The sequence below is a fragment of the Bacillus sp. RCC_6_1 genome, assembly GCF_041360755.1.
Taxonomy (GTDB): Bacteria; Bacillota; Bacilli; order Bacillales; family Bacillaceae_G; genus Bacillus_A; species Bacillus_A cereus.
Map to the genome: position 1 here is coordinate 14886 of NZ_JBFUPV010000024.1, position 18554 is coordinate 33439.

The window sequence follows — 18554 nt, forward strand, 5'->3', positions numbered from 1 at the left end:
CGTTATGATTTGTTTAGAATATTCGTGATTTGAGGTGAGAGTATGAAAATTAGAAGAAGTACAAGATTAGTCGATATGACTTATTACTTGCTACAAAACCCTCGTCAGCTAGTATCTCTCACTTTTTTTGCTGAAAGGTATCAATCGGCTAAGTCTTCCATTAGTGAAGATTTAGTTATTATTAAGCAAACGTTTGAACAACAAGGGGTCGGCACATTGCAAACGATACCAGGAGCAGCAGGAGGAGTGAAATATATACCGTATATAAGTGAAGAAGAGGCAGATCTAATTATTGATGAGCTTTGTGGCTTATTTGAAAACCCAGATCGTATTTTGCCTGGCGGTTACTTATACATGACAGATTTATTGAGTAATCCTCGCCATATTAATGGCGCAGGTCGTTTGTTTGCTTCTGTTTTTGCTAGGCAACCAATTGATGCAGTTATGACGGTGGCAACGAAGGGGATTCCACTTGCTTATGCAGTGGCAAATTACTTAGATGTACCAGTTGTAATTGCAAGGAAAGATAATAAGGTAACAGAAGGTCCGACTGTTAGTATTAACTATGTGTCGGGTTCTTCTAAACGAATTCAAACAATGACGTTAGCAAAACGCAGTCTTCCAGAAGGGTCGAATGTTTTAATTATTGATGACTTCATGAAAGCTGGCGGAACAATTCAAGGTATGATGAGTATGCTAGAAGAATTCAAGGCTAATGTTGTTGGTATTGGTGTATTAGTAGAATCCACAGATATTGAAGAACGACTAATTAATAATTTTGTATCATTAATTCGTCTATCGGAAGTTGATGTGAAAGAAAAAACGATTCAAGTGGAAAAAGGGAATTATTCTCTTGCACCATTTGATGAAGGGCTTGTAGAGGCGGAATAAAAGATAGAGCAGATAGCTCTATCTTTTTTATTTTATTTATAGATTATAAAATAGATGGACAAACTGCCTTTCGTACACTATTTTTAAAGAGTAAAATAAATAATAAAAGGGTGAAAAGTATGAAAGTTGTTCAAACAAGCAAGGCACCACAAGCAATTGGACCTTATTCACAGGGGATTATTGTAAATAACATGTTCTATAGCTCAGGACAAATTCCATTGATGGCAAATGGGGAGCTTGTAACAGGAGATGTAACAGTACAAACAGAACAAGTATTTCAAAATTTACAAGCGGTATTAGAGGAAGCAGGTGCTTCATTTGATACAGTCGTAAAAACAACAGTATTTTTAAAGGACATGGATGATTTTAATGCTGTGAATGAAGTGTATAGCTCTTATTTCTCTACTCATAAACCAGCTCGATCTTGTGTGCAAGTAGCAAAATTACCGAAAGATGTTTCCGTTGAAATTGAAGTAATCGCCCTAGTTAAGTAACCTTTTGTAAGCGATAACCTCCACTAATCTCTATATTCAACTACTTTAAAAATTTTTATCTTAAAAATTTTTAAAAAATTAAAGGGAAAATAGAAAATTTGTGGAATTTATACAAATATATCGCTTATTTAGAAAAGGGTGGTGAACACAAGATGGAAGTGACTGACGTAAGATTACGCCGCGTAAACACAGAAGGCCGCATGAGAGCAATTGCCTCTATTACTCTAGACCATGAATTTGTTGTTCATGATATTCGTGTAATTGATGGTAATAATGGATTATTTGTAGCAATGCCAAGTAAACGTACTCCAGATGGAGAGTTCCGTGACATTGCACATCCAATTAATTCTGGTACACGCTCTAAAATTCAAGATGCGGTTTTAACAGAGTATCATCGTTTAGGCGAGTTAGAAGAGGTTGAGTTTGAAGAAGCAGGTGCTTCGTAAAATTCGAATGAAAAGGGCTTTTGACAAAAAGCCTTATAATTTTGTAGCAAACTCCTGTAAGCATTTACAGGGGTTTGTTTTTTTGGCTTTATATTTGGAAACTGTATAATTTATTAACATAAAAAGAAGAAACTACTAATTTTTTCAAAATCATTTTAAATAGTATAGCTTATTTCTTAAAAAAGATACTAAAGAGTAAAACATCTTATAAGAATTATGGTAAAATTTAATAGTTAAAATGTGTTTCTTGAAATATATGATGATTTAGGATAATATCTTTAATGGATAAATAGGTTGCGATGGAGGGTCTATATGTCAAACAGATTTGCAGTGATTCTAGCTGCAGGTAAAGGCACACGTATGAAGTCTAAGCTATACAAAGTGCTGCATCCTGTATGTGGAAAACCTATGGTACAACACGTAGTCGATCAAGTATCTCAATTAGGATTGCAGAAACTTGTAACGGTTGTTGGACATGGTGCTGAAATGGTACAAGAACAGCTAGGGAACGTAAGTGAATTTGCATTACAAGCAGAACAACTTGGTACAGCACATGCTGTAGATCAAGCTGCAAGTGTACTTGCAAATGAAGAAGGAACAACTTTAGTTATTTGTGGTGATACGCCTCTAATAACTGCTGAAACAATGGAAGCATTACTTCAGCAACATAAAGAAGCAGGAGCAATGGCGACGGTGCTAACAGCATACATAGAAGAGCCTGCTGGATATGGCCGTATTGTTCGTAATGAGAATGGTCATGTTGAAAAGATTGTTGAGCATAAAGATGCAAATGAGAAAGAATTAGCTATTAAAGAAATCAATACAGGTACGTATTGTTTTGATAATAAGGCTTTATTTGCTTCACTTTCTAAAGTTTCAAATGATAACGTGCAAGGTGAATATTACCTTCCAGATGTTATTGGGATTTTAAAAAATGAAGGTCATATCGTATCAGCTTATCAAACAGAGCAGTTCGATGAAACGTTAGGTGTTAACGACAGAGTCGCTCTATCGCAAGCGGAAATTATTATGAAAAACCGTATCAACCGAAAGAACATGGTAAATGGTGTTACAATTATTGATCCAAGTAACACTTATATTTCTGCTGATGCAATTATCGGTAGCGATACAGTTCTTCATCCAGGAACAATTATTGAGGGGAACACTGTAATTGGTTCTGATTGTGAAATTGGACCGCATACAGTAATTCGCGATAGTGAAATTGGAGATCGTACGACAATTCGACAATCTACTGTACATGATAGTAAGCTTGGTACAGAAGTATCGGTTGGTCCATTTGCACATATTCGCCCAGATTCAGTTATTGGAGACGAAGTACGCGTTGGAAACTTCGTGGAAATCAAAAAAACTGTCTTTGGTAATAGAAGTAAAGCTTCACACTTGAGTTATATCGGGGATGCACAAGTTGGAGAAGACGTGAATCTTGGTTGTGGTTCAATTACGGTGAACTATGACGGTAAGAATAAATTCAAAACTGTGATTGGTAATGGGGTATTTATTGGATGTAATTCAAACCTTGTTGCTCCAGTAACAGTTGAAGATGGTGCTTATGTGGCGGCAGGCTCTACAATTACAGAGAATGTTCCATCAAAAGCATTATCGGTAGCACGTGCACGTCAAGTTAACAAAGAAGACTATGTTGATCAATTGCTGAATAAGAAAAAATCATAATAATGTGGAGGGTTAATCTAGATGTCGACTCAATATCTAAATTCTAATTTGAAAGTATTCTCTTTAAACTCTAATAAGGAACTTGCTGAGCAGATTGCAAAGCATATTGGAGTAGGACTAGGAAAATGTTCTGTTGATCGTTTTAGTGATGGAGAAGTTCAAATTAACATTGAAGAAAGTATCCGTGGTTGCGATGTATTCATTATTCAATCTACAAGCTTCCCAGTAAACGAACATATCATGGAATTACTTATTATGATCGATGCATTAAAACGTGCATCTGCGAAAACAATTAATATTGTTATTCCTTACTATGGTTATGCGCGTCAAGACCGTAAAGCGCGTTCTCGTGAACCAATTACATCGAAACTTGTAGCAAACTTGCTTGAAACAGCAGGTGCAACTCGTGTAATCACTCTAGATTTACATGCTCCACAAATTCAAGGGTTCTTTGATATCCCAATCGACCACTTAATGGGTGTACCGATTCTTTCTGATTACTTTGAAACAAAAGGTCTTAAAGATATCGTAATCGTGTCTCCTGATCATGGTGGTGTAACTCGTGCGAGAAAAATGGCAGATCGTCTAAAAGCGCCAATCGCTATTATTGATAAGCGTCGTCCTCGCCCGAACGTTTCAGAGGTAATGAACATTATCGGTAATATTGAAGGCAAAACAGCGATTTTAATTGATGACATCATTGATACAGCTGGTACAATTACATTAGCAGCAAACGCTCTTGTTGAGAACGGTGCTTCTGAAGTATATGCTTGCTGTACACACCCAGTATTATCTGGTCCAGCAATTGAGCGTATTCAAAATTCAAACATTAAAGAGTTAGTTGTAACGAACTCTATCGTATTACCAGAAGAGAAGAAAATCGACAAAGTACATGAACTTTCAGTTGCTCCATTAATCGGAGAAGCAATCATTCGTGTATACGAAGAAGAATCTGTGAGTGTATTATTCAATTAATTGGATAGAATGAGACGTAACCAAAATTGGTTACGTCTTTTCGTATCGAAAAAAGAAAGTAGTGGTACAAGAATGAAATTGATAGTAGGACTTGGGAACCCAGGTAGAGAATATGAATTAACAAGGCATAATATTGGATTTATGGCCATTGATGAACTTGCGAAGCGTTGGAACATTTCTTTGAATGAACAAAAATTTAAAGGTGTATTTGGTGCAGGGTTTGTTAATGGAGAAAAGGTAATCTTATTAAAGCCGCTAACATACATGAATTTATCTGGGGAAAGTATTCGTCCACTTATGGATTATTATAAAATTGATGTTGAGGACTTCGTTGTTATGTACGACGATTTAGATATTCCTGTAGGTAAATTGCGTCTTCGCATGAAAGGTAGTGCTGGTGGACATAATGGTGTAAAGTCAACGATTTCGCACTTAGGAACACAAGAATTTCAACGTATCCGTATGGGAATTGATCGCCCGAAAAATGGAATGAAGGTAGTCGATTATGTATTAGGACGCTTTACATCTGAAGAGATTCCGGATGTTAACCATTCTATTGAAAAAGCAGCGGATGCATGTAAAGAGTGGCTAAATAAGCCTTTTCTTCAAATCATGAATACTTTCAATAGTTAAAAATGAGATTGGGAATATTTCTCTTTTGTTTTACCCATACTAGTAGTAATTGAATTTTTAGGAGGCTAGTATGGAAGGGTATTATTATTGCAGACACTGCGGAGGTAATGTAGGCTCCATTAACGCAGAAAAAGTATATAGCGACGTTTTATTTCAACTAACGGAGCAAGAAGTAGTAGAAATGATTCATTTTCATGAGAATGGAAATATATATATAAAAACGATTTGTGAATCGTGTCAAGAAACGCTCGCATCTTATCCTGAGTATTATGAGTATGAAAAATTTCTGCAATAAAATGTTGTCGCTTTGGCATGTCCAAAGCATTTTTCTGTTTTCCTTTTCCAAAATATTTGCATAAAATAGAATGACTTGCTCTTTATGTTGAGAGGAGTTTTAAAAATGATAGGTTTATTAGAGCAATTTTATAAAAATGAAGAGATACAATCGGTTATTAATGGGTTAGAAGATGGGTTAAAAGAACAACTTATATCAGGGATGGCAACGTCTTCTCGTTCATTATTAATGGCGGCTTTATATAAAAAAACAAAAAAATCACAATTAATCGTGACACATAACTTATACCAAGCACAAAAAGTACATGAAGATTTAGTGGCGTTACTTGGTGAAAAAGATGTGTGGTTATATCCAGTGAATGAACTGATAGCATCGGAAATTGGAGTTGCAAGTCCAGAATTGAAGGCGCAACGTATAGAAGTGTTAAATCGCTTGGCTGCGGGAGAGAATGGAATCATTGTAGCGCCAGTAGCAGGATTGCGTAGATTTTTACCAATAAAAGAATTGTGGAAGCAAAAGCAAGTTGAAATCAATCTAGGGCAAGAGATTGATTTAGATGCGCTCTTGCATACTTTACATCATATTGGCTATGAACGTAAGTCGATGGTAGAAGCTCCAGGGGAGTTCAGTTTGCGTGGGGGAATATTAGATATTTATCCTTTAACTGAAGAACTACCATTTCGTATTGAATTCTTTGATACAGAAGTCGATTCTATTCGATTATTTGATGTGGATGAACAGCGTTCTCAAGGTAAAAAAGAAAACGTTAGGTTTGGTCCGGCAACAGAGTTTTTATTTTCACAGGAAGAATTAAAATCAGGAATTCAGCATCTTGAAGAAGGCTTGACTAAGACGATGCAAAAACTTTCTGATGATAAACTAAAGACTAAAGTGCTTGAGACGGTAAGTCATGAAATTGAGATGTTGAAAAACGGGCAAAGTATAGAACAGATGTTTAAATACTTATCTATTTTCTATAAAGAACCTGCTAGTCTGATAGATTATTTACCAGAAGATGGTGTTGTAATTTTAGATGAGATTTCCCGTATTCAAGAAACAGCATCACATCTTGAAACAGAAGAGGCGGAATGGTATATATCACTTCTTGGTGAAGGAACAATTATTCAAGATTTATCTTTCTCTCACCCATTCGAGGGATTTCTTCATCATAAAAAAAGAAGTTTTGTATATTTAACGTTATTCTTGCGTCATATCGCACACACACATCCGCAAAATATTGTTAATGTAACATGTAAAACAATGCAAGATTTCCATGGACAGATGAATTTGTTAAAAACAGAAATTGATAGATGGAATGAAGGGCATTTTACGACTGTTGTACTCGGAACAGATGATGAACGTGTGAAAAAATTACAACATATTTTAAGTGATTATGATATTGAGGCAGATATTGTAGAAGGTACAGATATTTTATTGCCTGGAAGGTTACAAATTGCTGTAGGTGATTTACATGCAGGATTTGAAATGCCGATGCAAAAGCTTGTTGTCATTACTGAAAAGGAGCTTTTTCATAAGAAAGTTAAAAAATCACAACGTAAACAAAAGCTATCGAATGCTGAACGTATTAAAAGTTATTCGGAATTAAAAGTTGGAGATTATGTAGTTCATGTAAATCATGGTATAGGTAAATTTTTAGGTATTGAGACATTAGAGATTAATGGTGTTCATAAAGATTATTTAAATATTAAATATCAAGGTAATGATAAGCTATACGTTCCAATTGAACAAATTGATCAAGTTCAAAAATATGTAGGATCTGAAGGTAAGGATCCGAAAGTTTACAAATTAGGTGGGAATGATTGGAAAAAGGTTAAAACGAAAGTTGAAAAATCTGTACAAGACATTGCGGATGACCTAATTAAACTATATGCTGAGCGCGAAGCTTCAAAAGGCTATGCATATACGCCAGATACGGCAGAACAACAAGAGTTCGAATCATCTTTCCCATACCAAGAGACAGAGGATCAGTTACGTTCTATTGACGAGATTAAAAAAGATATGGAACGCGGACGCCCGATGGATAGGCTCCTTTGTGGTGATGTAGGGTATGGAAAGACTGAAGTGGCTATTCGTGCGGCATTTAAAGCGATTATGGATGAAAAACAAGTTGCAATTTTAGTACCGACAACGATTCTTGCGCAGCAACACTATGAAACAATTCGAGAGCGTTTTCAAGATTATCCAATCAATATAGGCTTATTAAGTAGATTCCGTACGAGGAAACAACAAAATGAAACAATTAAGGGCTTAAAGGATGGAACAGTAGATATTGTAATCGGAACACATCGTATTTTATCTAAAGATGTTACTTATAAAGATTTAGGGCTTCTTATTATTGATGAAGAACAAAGATTTGGTGTGACACATAAAGAAAAAATTAAACAATTGAAGGCGAATGTTGACGTATTAACATTAACGGCAACTCCGATTCCGCGGACGCTTCATATGTCTATGCTTGGTGTGCGCGACTTATCTGTTATTGAGACACCACCAGAAAATCGTTTCCCAGTCCAAACGTATGTAGTCGAGTATAATCCAGCGTTAATGCGAGAGGCGATAGAGCGAGAGCTTGCAAGAGGTGGTCAAGTTTACTTCCTATATAACCGTGTAGAGGATATTGAAAGAAAAGCAGATGAAATTTCGATGTTAGTTCCAGATGCCCGCGTAACGTACGCACATGGGAAAATGAACGAAAGCGAATTAGAGTCTGTTATGCTATCATTTTTAGAAGGACAGCATGATGTTCTTGTAAGTACAACAATTATTGAGACGGGTGTAGATATTCCGAATGTAAATACGTTAATTGTATTTGATGCAGATCGTATGGGATTATCACAATTGTATCAGCTTCGTGGGCGTGTTGGACGTTCTAATCGTGTTGCATATGCATACTTTGCATATAAACGTGACAAAGTGCTGTCAGAGGTTGCAGAGAAGCGTCTACAAGCAATTAAAGAGTTCACGGAACTTGGATCTGGTTTCAAAATTGCGATGAGAGATTTATCTATTCGTGGAGCAGGTAATTTGTTAGGGGCAGAACAGCATGGATTTATTGATTCTGTCGGATTTGATCTATATTCTCAAATGTTAAAAGATGCAATTGAACAGCGTAGAGGAACAGATGGGGCTGAAAATATAGTTAATGTTGAAATTGACTTAGAGGTAGATGCATACTTACCAGATGCTTATATTTCAGATAGTAAGCAAAAAATTATGATGTATAAACAATTTAGAGGTGTTTCTGCAATTGAGGATATTGAAGAATTGCAGGAAGAAATGATCGATAGATTTGGCGATTATCCACAAGAAGTTGGTTATTTATTACAAATTGCAAATATTAAAGTGTTGGCAATGAAAGAACAAATTGAATTAATTAAGCAGAATAAATTTGAAGTAACATTCCTGTTTTCTGAACAAGCAAGTCAAAATATTGATGGTGGAAAATTATTCATGCTCGGAAATAGTTTTGGACGTATGATTGGTTTAGGAATGGAAGGATCACAATTGAAAATTGTTATGAAAACAAATGGCTTAGAGACATCGAAGTGGTTAACGATTGCTGAAAATTTATTAAAAGGCTTACCAGATGTAAAAAAAGAAGTAATAAATGCCTAAAATAAGATAAAAAAATACAATTCGACGTGCATAGAAGAACTAATGTGTAAAATACTATATCTAACAGTTGGTGATTTTTACATGAACAGGTAAATTCACCACTTTGATCATCAGTAGAAAGTGAGGCAGCATTAGAATGAAAGCAACTGGAATCGTACGTCGAATTGATGATTTAGGCAGGGTCGTAATCCCGAAGGAAATTCGTAGAACTTTACGTATTCGAGAAGGAGACCCACTAGAAATATTTGTTGATCGCGATGGAGAGGTAATTTTAAAGAAGTATTCTCCAATTAGTGAGCTAGGTGATTTTGCAAAAGAATATGCTGATGCTTTATATGACAGCTTAGGACATAATGTGCTTGTGTGTGATCGAGATTCTATCATCGCAGTATCAGGCGTATCGAAAAAAGAATACTTAAATAAAAGTGTTGGCGATTTAATTGAAAAAACGATGGAAGAACGAAAGTCTGTTATTATGACGGATGAAAGTGATATTTCCATTATTGATGGTGTAACAGAAAAGGTTCATTCTTATACAGTTGGACCAATTGTTGCAAACGGAGATCCGATTGGAGCCGTCATTATTTTTTCAAAAGAAGCTATTATAAGCGAGATCGAGCATAAAGCGGTTAATACTGCTGCCAGTTTCTTAGCGAAACAAATGGAACAGTAAGGGTATATTGATTTTAGAAGTAGCAATCTTTCCTAATTATGATCTTTCTTTTTGAGAAATCAATTATTTGGAGATATATGTATATTGAATGAAGGTAGCACTTTGCTACCTTTTTTCGTTGAATATTTTTAACGTGTAGGAACTCATTATTACCCGTGTTGGGAAGGGAGTTTGTTCTTTTCTTTATGATATAATACGAGAGGTGAGAATAGAAAAAGGAGTTTTCTTGTATGGAAGCGAAGAAGTATCAAGCCTTTTGGCGTGGGGCTATTATATTAACGATTGCAAGTTTCGTTACAAAAGTATTAAGCGCTTTTTACCGTATTCCATATCAAAATATAGCGGGGGATATTGGGTTTTATATTTACCAACAAATTTACCCGTTTTATGGATTTTGTTTAATTTTAGCTACTTATGGATTTCCTGTTATCATTTCGAAAATGGTTGCAGAACGATTAGAGCGGGGAAAACAAAAAGAAGCAGAAGAAATTATTTGTGTATCTTTTTGGTTCTTATTAGGAATTGGTTTTATAGGCTTCTTTACATTGTTTTTTGGGGCCGAAACAATTGCGGTAGCTATGGGCGATATACACTTAGATAAGTTACTACGTGTTATTTCATTTTCATTCTTATTGATGCCATTTTTGTCTGTAGCAAGAGGGTATTTTCAAGGATTTAATAATATGATGCCAACGGCTGTTTCGCAAGTAATAGAACAAACAATTCGAGTTTCTATTATTGTATTTTTATCGCTATTCCTAATTGCTCACGGATTTGATTTATATACAGTTGGTGCAGGGGCTATGTTAGGCTCAATTGCGGGTGGTCTTATTGGGATTATTGTACTTATATTGTATATGCGTCAAGATTTTCGTTCTATATTCTTCAAAAGTGCAGCGAGAATTAAGGGTAAAAGGAAGATAGTTAAAATCCTTTTTTGGCAGGGGTTAGCGATTTGTGTTAGTAATTTAGTGCTTATTTTTATACAGATGGCTGATTCAGTGTCCTTTTACAGCTTACTTATTGGTGCGGGAGAACAGGCTGAAAATGCAAAGGTATTAAAGGGTGTTTATGATAGAAGTATTCCGCTAATGCAATTAGGTACTGTTGTGACGACTTCTTTCTCGTTGTCACTTATTCCGATTATTACAGCGGCGAAGGAAAGAGGAGATCTTTCCTTTATTCAAGAAAAGGTAAAGTTAGCAGTGAAAATAACATGTGTTATTGGACTTGCAGCAGCTATTGGACTAACTTGTATTATTCAACCTACGAATATTATGTTGTTTGAAAACAGTGATGGATCAGATGTTTTATCTATTTTATCGTTATCTATTTTATTTAGTTCATTGTCAATTACGACAGCTTCTATTTTACAAGGATTGGGGCAAACGTTTAAGCCAGCATTATTTGTTGTATTTGGAGGTTGCTTAAAGTTAGCGTTAAATTATATATTCATGCCTTATTTTGGTGTGAAAGGTGCAGCCTTTGCGACTTTATGTGCGTTAATTATAATCTCTGGACTAAATACTTTGTTGCTTACGAGAGCTGTATCAGGGTCACTTATCAATAAGCGAAATATGTTAGGGATAGTAATTAGTGGTATCTGTATGGGATTTGTATTAATGATATTCACACGTGTGTTACAGATGTCTGGATTAGTAATTGATACGGAACATAGAGGAAGCGCGACACTTGAAGCGTTGTTAGGTGTAGCCATTGGCGGATTGACATATATGTTTTTTATTTTGAAATTACGTGTATTTACAAAAAAAGAATTAGGAACCGTTATGAAACAAGAGAAAAAAGAAGGTTCATTGAAGAAGAGTGGATAGAGGTGACTGGTTGTGAGTGGAATCATTACTATTTTAGGTTTAGGAGCTGGTGAATTAGATCAGCTAACGATGGGTGTATATCGAAAAATAAAAGAAGCAGACCATCTGTTTGTTAGAACGAAAGAACATCCAGTTATAGAAGAATTGGAGAAAGAAGGCGTACAATATACGTCTTTTGATGCTGTATATGAAGCACATGATACGTTTGAAATTGTATATGAAACAATTGCGAATAAATTGCTAGAACAAGCTGAAGGTACAGAAATTATCTATGCTGTTCCCGGGCATCCACTTGTAGCAGAAAGAACAGTTCAGCTACTGTTGGAAAAAGGAGAAGTTTCAAATGTTGAAGTGCGAATTGAGGGTGGACAAAGTTTCCTTGATCCTATGTTTGCAAGTCTAAAGATTGATCCGATTGAAGGATTCCAATTACTTGATGCTACATCATTTGAAAGAGGGCAATTAGAACTGCGTCAACATTTAATCTTTTGCCAAGTATATGATGCATTCGTTGCATCTGATGTGAAATTAACATTAATGGAGATGTTACCAGATGATTATGAAGTGTATATCGTAACAGCTGCAGGAACTTCATTTGAACAAGTAAAGAAGGTACCGTTGTACATGTTAGATCATGAAACGGAATTGAATAATTTAACGAGTGTGTACGTGCCGCCAGTTCAGGAGCGTGCGTCCTTGTATCAACAGTTTGATGTTCTTAGAGAAATTATTGCGGAACTTCGTGGTCCAAATGGTTGTCCGTGGGATAAAAAGCAAACACATCAATCATTAAAGAAATATTTAATTGAGGAAGCTTATGAAGTGTTGGAAGCAATCGATGAAGAGGATGATGATCACTTAGTAGAAGAATTAGGTGATATATTATTACAAGTTATGCTTCATGCTCAAATCGGAGAAGATGAAGGTTGGTTCTCTATAGATGATATCATTCGAACTCTATCTGAGAAAATGGTTCGTCGCCATCCGCATGTGTTTGGAAATATGGATGTAAACAGCGCTGATGAAGTGATTGCAAATTGGGAAGAAATTAAAAAACAAGAAAAAGGATTCGTGAAAGAATCTGTTTTAAATGGCGTTCCCAAAAGTTTGCCGCAGTTACTACGCGCCTATGAAATTCAGAAGAAAGCTGGTAAGGTTGGATTTGATTGGGTTGATGTGCAACCGATGATAGAGAAAGCTTTGGAAGAATGGCAAGAGTTCCAACAAGAGGTTACAAATATGGATGAGAAAAAGATGCTGGGTGAGTTTGGTGATTTACTATTTGCATTTGTTAATATAGCTCGTCATTACAAAATAGATCCAGAAGAGGCGTTACGTTCAACTAATGAGAAATTTACTGGTCGTTTTTTATACATGGAGGCAAAAGTAGCTGAAATGAATAAAGAGATGAAAGATTTATCATTAGAACAGTTAGATGTTTTATGGGAAGAAGCGAAACAGACAGAGCGTTAATAGGGGGATTTGATATGCGTCTAGATAAGTTTTTAAAAGTATCACGTTTAATTAAAAGAAGAACATTAGCGAAAGAAGTAGCTGATCAAGGAAGAATATCTATTAATGGTCAAGTGGCAAAAGCAAGTTCTGATGTGAAAGTAGCTGACGAATTAACAATTCGTTTTGGTCAAAAAATAGTGACTGTGAAAATAAATGAATTAAAAGAAACAACTAAAAAAGAAGATGCAGCAAATATGTATAGCTTAGTTCGTGAAGAAAAAGTAAAAGCGGAAGAAGGCTTGTTCTAAAATCATTTATCCCCTCATACATTACTATTAGCTAGTAAAAACCTATGGGGGGATTTACGTGAATAATGGTTACTCACCTACGTCTTCTAATCAACAAAATGTTTCTGTAGAGCATGACATTATTATGCGTGGCAGGCGTATAATTGATATTACCGGTGTGAAGCAGGTAGAGAGTTTTGATAGCGAAGAGTTTTTACTAGAGACCGTAATGGGTTTTTTAACAATTCGTGGTCAAAATTTACAAATGAAAAATTTAGATGTGGAAAAAGGTATTGTGTCGATTAAAGGGAAAGTTAATGAGATGCTGTATATTGATGAAAATCAAGGGGAAAAAACTAAAGGTTTCTTTAGTAAGTTGTTTAAATGAGCTTAACAATTCAGTTGTATACAATGCTTTCAATGATTGGAATGGGTGCTTGGATTGGAGCGTCTTTAGATACATATCAACGTTTTTTAAAGCGCCAAGAACGTAAACGTTGGCTTGTATTTATACATGATATATTATTTTGGATTGTCCAAGCATTATCCGTCTTTTATGTATTGCTTCTCGTAAATGAAGCTGAGCTACGTATATATGTGTTTTTGGCATTATTATGTGGTTTTGCGGCATATCAAAGCTTACTGAAGGCACTATACATGAAGCTGTTAAATTTTCTCATCTATATTTTTATGCAAACAACATATTTTTTTGTTCGAATTATACAGCTACTCATGATAAAACCTGTTATTATTATAGCGCAGCTATTTATTGCATTTATATTATTCTTATTTCGTATACTGCTTTCAATTGGACATGTGTTATGGAAAATGGTGATTTGGATATTACTTTTCATATGGAAAGTTTTTTTCTGGCCTGTTCGATTTATTGCTTCGCTCATATGGAAACTTCTCCCTAATCGTGTTAAACTTTTTATAGTGAAACATATAGGGTTCCTGCAATATATAGCAAAATTGAAGGGACATATCTTCCAACTATGGGAGCATATAAAAAAGAAGTTAGGGGGACCTCGGAAATGAGGGAACTGAGACAAAGAACAATCGAAAAACAGAGTCCAAATCCTGTTAAAGAGCATATAATACAAACGGATGAGAACAGGAAGCGACTTTATCGCCGTTTAGCGGTTTTTCTTGTCTTTACTTTTACAATTATTGCGAGTATTAGTGTAACGTTTTATCAACAAAACAGTTCCATTAAAGCAAAAGAAGCAAAAGTTAAGGACATGAAAAAAGAACTGGATTCATTAACGAATAAAGAAAAAAGTCTAAAAGACGAAGTTCAAAAGTTAAATGATGAAGAGTACGTATTAAAGATTGCTAGAAGGGATTATTTCTTCTCTGGTAAAGGGGAGATAATTTTTCCTGTTTCTAAGTAGAGTATGTCTTATTGACACTATATTTTAGGATTATATATAATAAAGTAAAATTTGACTTTTTAACCACTAAGGAGGAGCATTTTTTTTATGTCAATCGAGGTAGGCAGCAAGTTACAGGGTAAAGTAACAGGTATTACAAATTTTGGGGCTTTTGTGGAGCTGCCAGAGGGCTTAACGGGTCTTGTTCATATTAGTGAAGTTGCTGATAACTATGTAAAAGATATTAACGATCACTTAAAAGTGGGCGACCAAGTAGAAGTAAAAGTTATTAATGTTGAAAAAGATGGAAAGATTGGTTTATCTATCAAAAAAGCGAAAGAACGTGAAAAAACAGAAGGAGATCGTCCACGCGGTGAATACCAACGCGGTGGTGATCAACAACGTTCTGGACGTCCACAACGTAATAATCGCTCTTTCAACAGAGATAATCGCGGTGGCGGTAACGACCGAGCTCCGAAAGAAACATTTGAGCAAAAGATGGCACGCTTCTTAAAAGATAGCGAAGATCGTTTAACTTCTTTAAAGCGTAACACAGAGTCTAAACGTGGTGGCCGTGGCGCGCGTCGCGGATAATAAGGACGTTTAGTTTTTAACATATAGAGAGGTACCCAGAGTGATGGCTCAGGGTGCTTTTTTATATGTTAAAAATATTTTTAAAAAAGTTTTTGAGATGTGTTGACTTTAATTAGTATCTGATGTAAGATACTAATTGTCCGTTAAATAAGACGACATGGCGGTGTAGCTCAGCTGGCTAGAGCGTACGGTTCATACCCGTGAGGTCGGGGGTTCGATCCCCTCCGCCGCTATATTTAATTTAACGGCCCGTTGGTCAAGTGGTTAAGACACCGCCCTTTCACGGCGGTAACACGGGTTCGAATCCCGTACGGGTCATCTAAAAAGATCATGCAAATTTGCATGATCTTTTTTTGTTAAATAAATTAAGATATACAACACTTCTACAAAATCACCCTATATTTTCTGAATATTTAATTAAAATCTCAAAAATAACTTACATACCGTGTATATCTGTAGAGTTATTTCGAATAAAAAGTCGAACGATTATAAAAGTGAAAACTGTTGTTTTGACAAAAAAACCAACAATCATCTTTTATAATGACAGTAATTAAACTATGCAGGTGGTGTTAAAAATATGCCTAAAGCAGGAAGGAATACTATGAATACAAGTGCATTGGCAATGAATGAGAGTCAGCTTGGAGGAATAAAGTGGACGAGTAAGTTGCGAATGAAATTTGAGCAAGTTTTCTTTAGATGGGGATTTATTATTGTTGTTATTGGTTTTCTTTTGGGACGAGCATATATATTAACAAATATTTTACCGTTTGCACTGCCATTTTTTGCTGCTGTTTATGTTATGAAGCGGGATAAGATGCCGCTAGCATTTTTAGCTCTAATGGGAGGAGCTCTTTCGGTATCGATAGATAATTTGTTTTTTACCTTTGCATCTATCTTTACCTTCTTCATTTATAATATCTTCTTTAGTCGATTTACACGTAAAACTGTTGGACTTGTTCCATTTCAAGTATTTATCTCCGCATTAACCGCACACTTAGTTGTTGTATATTTTGCGCAACAAACTGTCACCATGTACGATTTACTCGTTAGTACCATTGAGGCTGGGCTTAGTTTCGTATTAACTATGATATTTTTACAAAGCGTCCCGCTTTTAGTGGAAAGGAAAGGAAAACAACAGGCATTAGAGACGGAAGAAATTGTTTGTTTGATTATATTACTAGCATCTGTTTTAACGGGTACAACAGATTGGTTTGTATATGATGCTTCTATTCAACATATTTTTACAAGGTATTTAGTGCTAGTATTTGCATTTATTGCAGGTGCTGCCACAGGATCCACAGTAGGGGTTGTAACAGGACTAATATTAAGTTTAGCAAATGTGTCTAGCTTGTCTCAGCTTAGCCTTCTTGCTTTCTCTGGATTGCTTGGTGGATTGTTAAAAGAAGGGAAGCGTTTAGGTGTTAGTTTAGGTTTATTAATTGGGACAAGCTTAATTACATTATATGTGGACAAACAGACAAATATTGTAACAACTTTAATTGAGTCAGGTGTAGCGATTGTTATCTTCTTATTAACACCGAAGCTTGTTTTGGATCGTATTGCTAAATTTATGCCAGGTACACAAGAGCATTCGCAAGACCAACAACAATATTTAAGAAGGATGCGTGATGTTACAGCAAATAAAATCAACCAATTTGCAAATGTATTTGCTGCTTTATCTAATAGCTTTTCTGTATATGGGTATGTAGAGGAAGAAGATAAAGAGACAGAAGCAGATTTGTTTTTGAGTACAATTACTGCGAAAACATGTCAAACATGCTTTAAAAAGGATCAATGCTGGGTAGTGAATTTTGATAAAACGTACGATTATATGAAACAAATAATGAATGAAACGGAAGAAGGAACCCTGCAACATAATCGTAAATTAGTTCGTGAGTGGGACAAGCATTGTGTGAGAGGGAAAAAAGTGACGGATTTAGTAGCGGGTGAATTAGATCACTTCTATGAGGGACAAAAATTACGAAAACAAATGAAGGAAAATCGTAGAATAGTAGCGGAGCAACTATTAGGTGTATCAAAGGTTATGGAGGATTTTGCTAAGGAGATACAACGAGAGCGTGAAAATCATCAAGTGCAGGAAGAACAGATTATGCAAGCATTCCGTGATTTTGGTGTCGAAGTAGAGCATGTTGATATTTATTGTTTAGATAGAGGAAGTATTGATATTGAAATGTTAATTCCAGTTGCATCTAATGAACATGGTGAATGTGAAAAGTTAGTTGCACCGATGCTTTCGGATATCCTTAAAGAAAATATTGTCGTTAAACATGAAGAAAAGTCTTCTTATCCAAATGGCCATAGTTTAATATCATTTGGTTCGGCGAAGACGTATTCTCTTGATACAGGATTGGCTACAGCTGCAAAAGGCGGTGGATTTGTTTCGGGTGACTCTTATGCGATGATGGATTTAAGTGTTGGTAAATATGCACTTGCAATTAGTGATGGTATGGGGAATGGGCAAAGGGCTCATATGGAAAGTAAGGAAACGGTGAAATTATTACAAAAAATACTCCAATCGGGCATTGATGAAGAAATAGCAATTAAGTCTATCAATTCAATTCTTTCTTTGAGAACGACAGAAGAGATGTTTACGACGTTAGATTTAGCTATGGTAGATTTGCGGGATGCGAGTGCAAGGTTTTTAAAGATTGGATCGACGCCGAGTTTTGTTAAACGCGCAAATAATATTTTGAAAATTGAAGCAAGTAATTTGCCGATGGGAATCATTGAAGATGTTGAAGTTGATGTGGTGGGTGAACAATTAAAAACGGGCGATATTCTTATTATGATGAGCGATGGGATTTTTGAGGGAGCGCAGCATGTGGAGAATCATGAATTGTGGATGAAACGAAAAATTAAAGAATTGCAAACCGAAGACCCGCAAGAAATTGCTGATATCATTATGGAAGAAGTGATTCGCTCTTGTGATGGTTATATAAATGATGATATGACTATTGTAGTGGCAAAAGTGAAGAAAAATATGCCGAAGTGGGCTACGATTCCGATTGTAGGAATGCAGGCGCAGTAAAATGTAAGTGGAATGTTTATCTATAATTTGATTTTAAAAACCTAGGTGAATACCTAGGTTTTTTTGTGGAAAAAGGTAATGTTATTAATTTTGTGAATATACACGGAGGATGTAAGATAAAAATGTAATTTTTGTATATCTTTTTTTTGCACAATGTTTGTAAAAGTTGTACCATTGTAGACAAGGCAACTAACGTTGCTGTTCTTGTTTAATGAAAGGTGATTACGAA

General features: G+C 35.5%; 17 protein-coding genes and 2 tRNA genes. All 19 read left to right on the top strand.

The window, feature by feature from the left end:
- The first annotated feature begins 42 nt into the window (after positions 1–42).
- The 19 genes from purR (at position 43) to spoIIE (ending at position 18325) form a co-directional block, all read left to right on the top strand.
- Positions 43–891 carry a pur operon repressor gene (gene purR / locus AB6801_RS30245; protein ID WP_000702466.1) on the top strand — a complete coding sequence of 283 codons (849 nt, stop codon included), beginning with the start codon at positions 43–45 and terminating at the stop codon, positions 889–891.
- Positions 892–1010: 119 nt separating this feature from the next.
- Entirely contained in the window at positions 1011–1385 is a 375-nt protein-coding gene (locus AB6801_RS30250; RefSeq protein WP_000869811.1) for a RidA family protein, read from the top strand.
- A gap of 152 nt (positions 1386–1537) precedes the next feature.
- Positions 1538–1831 (top strand): septation regulator SpoVG, encoded by a 294-nt coding sequence (gene spoVG, locus AB6801_RS30255; protein ID WP_000454041.1) that lies wholly within the window; start codon positions 1538–1540, stop codon positions 1829–1831.
- Between the two features lie 312 nt (positions 1832–2143).
- Complete coding sequence (glmU, locus tag AB6801_RS30260; protein ID WP_370941352.1) at positions 2144–3523, top strand: bifunctional UDP-N-acetylglucosamine diphosphorylase/glucosamine-1-phosphate N-acetyltransferase GlmU; 1380 nt, start codon at positions 2144–2146, stop codon at positions 3521–3523.
- 21 nt (positions 3524–3544) lie between these two features.
- Positions 3545–4498, top strand: a complete 954-nt coding sequence (locus AB6801_RS30265) for a ribose-phosphate diphosphokinase (RefSeq protein ID WP_000107420.1) — start codon at positions 3545–3547, stop codon at positions 4496–4498.
- Between the two features lie 72 nt (positions 4499–4570).
- Complete coding sequence (pth, locus tag AB6801_RS30270) at positions 4571–5131, top strand: aminoacyl-tRNA hydrolase (RefSeq protein ID WP_097999575.1); 561 nt, start codon at positions 4571–4573, stop codon at positions 5129–5131.
- Between the two features lie 70 nt (positions 5132–5201).
- A complete protein-coding gene (locus AB6801_RS30275) occupies positions 5202–5426 on the top strand; it encodes an anti-sigma-F factor Fin family protein (protein ID WP_000399438.1) in 225 nt (74 codons plus the stop codon).
- Between the two features lie 105 nt (positions 5427–5531).
- The gene (gene mfd / locus AB6801_RS30280; protein ID WP_000579678.1) at positions 5532–9062 is read left to right on the top strand and encodes a transcription-repair coupling factor; all 3531 of its coding nucleotides are present in this window, start codon (positions 5532–5534) and stop codon (positions 9060–9062) included.
- Positions 9063–9198: 136 nt separating this feature from the next.
- Positions 9199–9735 carry a stage V sporulation protein T gene (gene spoVT, locus AB6801_RS30285; protein WP_000648302.1) on the top strand — a complete coding sequence of 179 codons (537 nt, stop codon included), beginning with the start codon at positions 9199–9201 and terminating at the stop codon, positions 9733–9735.
- Positions 9736–9965: 230 nt separating this feature from the next.
- Complete coding sequence (locus AB6801_RS30290) at positions 9966–11567, top strand: putative polysaccharide biosynthesis protein (protein WP_000387588.1); 1602 nt, start codon at positions 9966–9968, stop codon at positions 11565–11567.
- A 12-nt stretch (positions 11568–11579) separates the two neighbouring features.
- Complete coding sequence (yabN, locus tag AB6801_RS30295; protein WP_097999571.1) at positions 11580–13040, top strand: bifunctional methyltransferase/pyrophosphohydrolase YabN; 1461 nt, start codon at positions 11580–11582, stop codon at positions 13038–13040.
- Positions 13041–13054: 14 nt separating this feature from the next.
- Positions 13055–13330, top strand: coding sequence for an RNA-binding S4 domain-containing protein (locus AB6801_RS30300; RefSeq protein ID WP_001234876.1), 276 nt, complete (start codon positions 13055–13057; stop codon positions 13328–13330).
- Between the two features lie 58 nt (positions 13331–13388).
- Positions 13389–13697, top strand: coding sequence for a sporulation protein YabP (gene yabP / locus AB6801_RS30305; RefSeq protein WP_001059104.1), 309 nt, complete (start codon positions 13389–13391; stop codon positions 13695–13697).
- Positions 13694–14347, top strand: coding sequence for a spore cortex biosynthesis protein YabQ (gene yabQ / locus AB6801_RS30310; protein ID WP_000059777.1), 654 nt, complete (start codon positions 13694–13696; stop codon positions 14345–14347). The genes yabP and yabQ overlap by 4 nt, the downstream gene beginning before the upstream one ends.
- Positions 14344–14703, top strand: coding sequence for a cell division protein DivIC (gene divIC / locus AB6801_RS30315; protein ID WP_001208739.1), 360 nt, complete (start codon positions 14344–14346; stop codon positions 14701–14703). Before yabQ ends, divIC begins: the two co-directional genes overlap by 4 nt.
- 87 nt (positions 14704–14790) lie before the next feature.
- The gene (locus AB6801_RS30320; protein WP_000021451.1) at positions 14791–15276 is read left to right on the top strand and encodes a S1 domain-containing RNA-binding protein; all 486 of its coding nucleotides are present in this window, start codon (positions 14791–14793) and stop codon (positions 15274–15276) included.
- A gap of 159 nt (positions 15277–15435) precedes the next feature.
- A tRNA-Met gene (locus AB6801_RS30325) sits at positions 15436–15509 on the top strand.
- A gap of 13 nt (positions 15510–15522) precedes the next feature.
- Positions 15523–15594: transfer RNA gene (locus tag AB6801_RS30330), tRNA-Glu, on the top strand.
- 259 nt (positions 15595–15853) lie between these two features.
- The gene (gene spoIIE / locus AB6801_RS30335) at positions 15854–18325 is read left to right on the top strand and encodes a stage II sporulation protein E (RefSeq protein ID WP_001123552.1); all 2472 of its coding nucleotides are present in this window, start codon (positions 15854–15856) and stop codon (positions 18323–18325) included.
- The last annotated feature ends 229 nt before the right edge of the window (positions 18326–18554 follow it).

Bases quoted from the DNA above. Each gene is read 5' to 3' on its own strand.
- purR (WP_000702466.1), top strand. From the start codon at position 43: ATGAAAATTAGAAGAAGTACAAGATTAGTCGATATGACTTATTACTTG.
- AB6801_RS30250 (WP_000869811.1), top strand. From the start codon at position 1,011: ATGAAAGTTGTTCAAACAAGCAAGGCACCACAAGCAATTGGACCTTAT.
- spoVG (WP_000454041.1), top strand. From the start codon at position 1,538: ATGGAAGTGACTGACGTAAGATTACGCCGCGTAAACACAGAAGGCCGC.
- glmU (WP_370941352.1), top strand. From the start codon at position 2,144: ATGTCAAACAGATTTGCAGTGATTCTAGCTGCAGGTAAAGGCACACGT.
- AB6801_RS30265 (WP_000107420.1), top strand. From the start codon at position 3,545: ATGTCGACTCAATATCTAAATTCTAATTTGAAAGTATTCTCTTTAAAC.
- pth (WP_097999575.1), top strand. From the start codon at position 4,571: ATGAAATTGATAGTAGGACTTGGGAACCCAGGTAGAGAATATGAATTA.
- AB6801_RS30275 (WP_000399438.1), top strand. From the start codon at position 5,202: ATGGAAGGGTATTATTATTGCAGACACTGCGGAGGTAATGTAGGCTCC.
- mfd (WP_000579678.1), top strand. From the start codon at position 5,532: ATGATAGGTTTATTAGAGCAATTTTATAAAAATGAAGAGATACAATCG.
- spoVT (WP_000648302.1), top strand. From the start codon at position 9,199: ATGAAAGCAACTGGAATCGTACGTCGAATTGATGATTTAGGCAGGGTC.
- AB6801_RS30290 (WP_000387588.1), top strand. From the start codon at position 9,966: ATGGAAGCGAAGAAGTATCAAGCCTTTTGGCGTGGGGCTATTATATTA.
- AB6801_RS30300 (WP_001234876.1), top strand. From the start codon at position 13,055: ATGCGTCTAGATAAGTTTTTAAAAGTATCACGTTTAATTAAAAGAAGA.
- yabQ (WP_000059777.1), top strand. From the start codon at position 13,694: ATGAGCTTAACAATTCAGTTGTATACAATGCTTTCAATGATTGGAATG.
- divIC (WP_001208739.1), top strand. From the start codon at position 14,344: ATGAGGGAACTGAGACAAAGAACAATCGAAAAACAGAGTCCAAATCCT.
- AB6801_RS30320 (WP_000021451.1), top strand. From the start codon at position 14,791: ATGTCAATCGAGGTAGGCAGCAAGTTACAGGGTAAAGTAACAGGTATT.
- spoIIE (WP_001123552.1), top strand. From the start codon at position 15,854: ATGCCTAAAGCAGGAAGGAATACTATGAATACAAGTGCATTGGCAATG.